2 protein-coding genes are annotated in these 3,600 nt (G+C 59.0%); both read right to left on the reverse strand.

Going from position 1 to position 3,600, the window contains the following annotated elements:
• Positions 1 to 2,249 (reverse strand): efflux RND transporter permease subunit (locus RI563_RS04160; protein WP_310693089.1); only part of this gene is annotated, 2,249 nt, incomplete at its 3' end.
• Positions 2,246 to 3,259 carry an efflux RND transporter periplasmic adaptor subunit gene (locus RI563_RS04165; RefSeq protein ID WP_411293564.1) on the reverse strand — a complete coding sequence of 338 codons (1,014 nt, stop codon included), beginning with the start codon at positions 3,257 to 3,259 and terminating at the stop codon, positions 2,246 to 2,248. The genes RI563_RS04165 and RI563_RS04160, both read right to left, overlap by 4 nt.
• Positions 3,260 to 3,600: the final 341 nt, after the last annotated feature.

Consider the following 3,600-nt stretch of genomic DNA (forward strand, 5'->3'; position numbering starts at 1 on the left):
ATATATTTGGGCGACTGCACCTCGATACTGTCATCCACATCGACCACATCCGGCGTCTGTTCAATCACCTCGCGGATCTGCTTGGCGACGCGGATCTGGCCTTCGTAATCCAGCCCATAGACCTCCGCCACCAGCGGCGACATCACCGGCGGGCCGGGCGGCACCTCCACCACCTTCACGTTGGCGTCATAGCGCCGTCCGATCTCCTGCAAGGGACCGCGCACCGCCAGGGCAATCTCATGGCTTTTGCGATCCCGTTCATCCTTGTCGACCAGATTGACCTGAATGTCCCCGACATTGGCCCCTTCGCGCAGATAATACTGGCGTACCAGACCGTTGAAATTGATCGGCGAGGCATTGCCGGCATACATCTGGTAATCCGTCACCTCGGGCACATCGGCCAGATAACGGCCCAGTTCACCCAGTACCCGATCGGTCCGCTCCAGGCTGACCCCCTCGGGCATGTCCACGATCACCTGGAACTCGGATTTATTATCAAACGGCAGCATTTTCATCACCACCAGCTTGAACCCGACCAGACTGATCGACAGGACAATCAGCGCCATGATCACATAGAACAGTTTACGGCGCCGCGACTTGCCCTGCTCCCCATTCATAAAGGGCGCGAGATATTTTTTGAACAGGCCGTGCAGATATTCGGTAATCCGATCTTCGCTGGCGTCATGTGCAGTGGCGTGCTGACGTCCCAGAACCTTGTTGGCCATCCACGGCGTCACCACAAAGGCAATGATCAGGGAGATCAACATCCCGATACTGGCATTGATCGGAATCGGGCTCATGTAAGGGCCCATCAGGCCGGTCACAAACGCCATGGGTAACAGCGCGGCGATGACGGTAAAGGTCGCCAGAATCGTCGGTCCGCCGACCTCATCGACCGCCACGGGAATCGCCGCCAGCAGTTTCTTGCCGCCCATCTGCATATGCCGGTGAATATTCTCCACCACCACGATGGCATCATCGACCAGAATGCCGATGGAAAAGATCAGCGCGAATAACGAAACGCGATTGAGGGTAAAGCCCCAGGCCCAGGAAGCGAACAGGGTAATGGCCAGCGTGATAACCACGGCCGCACCGACGATCAACGCCTCGCGCCAACCCAGCGCCAGTAATACGAGCAACACCACCGAGGCGGTGGCGAAGACCAGCTTGGTGATCAGGGTCATCGCCTTGTCATTGGCGGTCTTGCCGTAATTGCGGGTCACGGTGACATTGACCCCGTCGGGAATAAAGATGCCCTTGATCTGCTCCACCCGCTCGATCACATCCTTGGCAATATTGACCGCATTGGTCCCCGGCTGCTTGGCAATGGCCACCGTGACGGCCGGAAACTCACCCTGCACACCGATCCCCTTGTCCGTTGCCGAGGGACCCGTGCCCAGGCGCACATAGTGTTCGGGTTGATCCGGCCCGCGTCGAACGCGGGCCACATCGCGCAGGTAAACCGGCTTGCCTTCGTGCACCCCGACGATCAGATCCTTCACTTCCGCCTCACTGCTCAGGAAGGTGCCGGTCTGGACCGGGATTTCCCGGTTCTCATTCACCAGGTAACCGGCCGGCCGGGTAGCATTACTCTGTTGCAGGGCGTGACGCAGATCGGAGACCGCCAGGTCATAGGCGGCCAGGCTGGCGGGATCGAATTGCACATGTACCACCTGATCCGGTCCGCCGATAGTGTAAATATCCCGGGTGCCCTTGACGCGCTTGAGTTCCGATTCGATCGAATGGGCAACCTTGCCCAGATCCTCCCCGCTGTAACTGTCGTCCTCGCTCCACAGGGTCAGGGAGACGATGGGCACATCGTCGATGCCCTTGGGTTTGATGATCGGCTGGGCCACGCCGAGCCCCGCCGGCAGCCAGTCCTGCTTGGAATACAGTGCGTTATACAGGCGCACAAGCGCCTGGGTGCGATCCTCGCCCACTTTAAACTGCACGGTAATGGTCGACATGCCGGGGCGCGAGACCGAATAGACATGCTTGAGCCCTTCCAGCTCGGAGAGAATCTGTTCCGCCGGGGTGCTGACCAGCTCCTCGACCTCCTTGGCCGAGGCGCCGGGAAAACCGATAAAGACATTGGCGAAAGTGACATTGATCTGTGGCTCTTCCTCACGGGGCGTCACCATCACCGCGAACAAACCGAGCAATAAACCGAGCAACGCCAGTAACGGGGTAATTTCCGAGGTCAGGAATTTCCGGGCCAGCGAGCCCGAGACACCCAGCTTATCGCTCATTGTGCGTCACCTGCCCACTGTTCCTTGTACGTCGCCGTGGCCCGGATCGGATCCAGTGCCACTCGCTCGCCTTCCTCCAGCCCGGCCAGGACCTCGACCATGTCGTCCGCAAAGCGCTCGCCGATGCGAATCTGGCGCAGCTGCAATTGCTCCTGCTCATCGAGCACGTAGACACCGGTCACTTCGCTGCGATGCACGATCGCCTCGGCCGGGATAACCAGCCGCTGTGTCTCATCCACGACGAAAGCGACTTTCGCAAACATACCGGGGTAAATACCGTGATCGCCCTCGGGCAAGCGCACCCGCACATTGAAGGTGTGACTTTGCGGATTGGCATAAGGCGAAATGCGTAACGCCTCGCCGGGAACGCTGGTTTGACCATTGGTGTCGAGTAACACCCGTGCCTGCTGACGCTCGCGTACCACCCGCACCATATCCTGCGGGATATCCACCGAAACCCGCAGAAGCTCCAGTGAAATACCGGTGAAAAGCGGTTGTCCGACATTGGCCAGCTCACCGACCTCCACATGCCGGCGCACCACGATGCCACTATAGGGAGCCTGAACCCGGGTGTTCTCAAGCTCCTCGTTGGCCTGCTCGAAAGTCGCCTTGGTCGACTTCAGGCGGGCCTCGGCTTTATCGAGCGCCGACTTGGCCACCAGTTTTTTCTCGTAGATATCCTTGACCCGTTCGAATTCGGCGCGGGCTTCATCGTAATTGGCCTTGGCCGCGTTATAACGTGCCCGCTGATCCTTGTCGCGGAAGCGGAGCAATATCGCATCCTTTTCCACGTAATCGTCGACATCGTAATTGATCTCGACCACGCGCCCTGAGGTCTGGGCGGAAACCGTTGCCTCATGCACCGCCTCGACTTTGCCATCGAGTACCCGTTCCAGGGACCGGGTCTGCAATGTCGCTTTTGCGGAGTCCAGCTGTGCCGCATCGGCCACGGGAAGCCCACCGATAACCAGACTCACGATCAGGACAGATTGGGACAATGCGGACCTCATGAGCTGCTCCTCGCAGAAAGTTCGATGAGGTAATCATATCAACATCAGCCGCTTAGGGAACCCCTCCGGCACAGGGACGAGGGGCGAGTGACGAGGTAAACAGGCGTAACTATGGGTGAGTTACGGTTCGCGCAAAGGCAGTACTTTGTGGTGTTCAGGCCCCGGCGACTTGATTATTGCAGTCGGAAGTCGCTGACCAGCTGGTGGAGGCTGTCGGCCATGCGGGAGACTTCCTGGCTGACGCCGGTCAGCTGTGCGGTACGTTCACTGCTGTGCACGCTGGCATCGTTGATTTGCACGATTTGCTGGTTAACCTCTTCGATGACCGTGCTCTGGTCTTT

Source organism: Thiohalophilus sp., assembly GCF_031581315.1.
Taxonomy (GTDB): domain Bacteria; phylum Pseudomonadota; class Gammaproteobacteria; order UBA6429; family Thiohalophilaceae; genus Thiohalophilus.

Bases quoted from the DNA above. Each gene is read 5' to 3' on its own strand.
- RI563_RS04165 (WP_411293564.1), bottom strand. From the start codon at position 3,259: ATGAGGTCCGCATTGTCCCAATCTGTCCTGATCGTGAGTCTGGTTATC.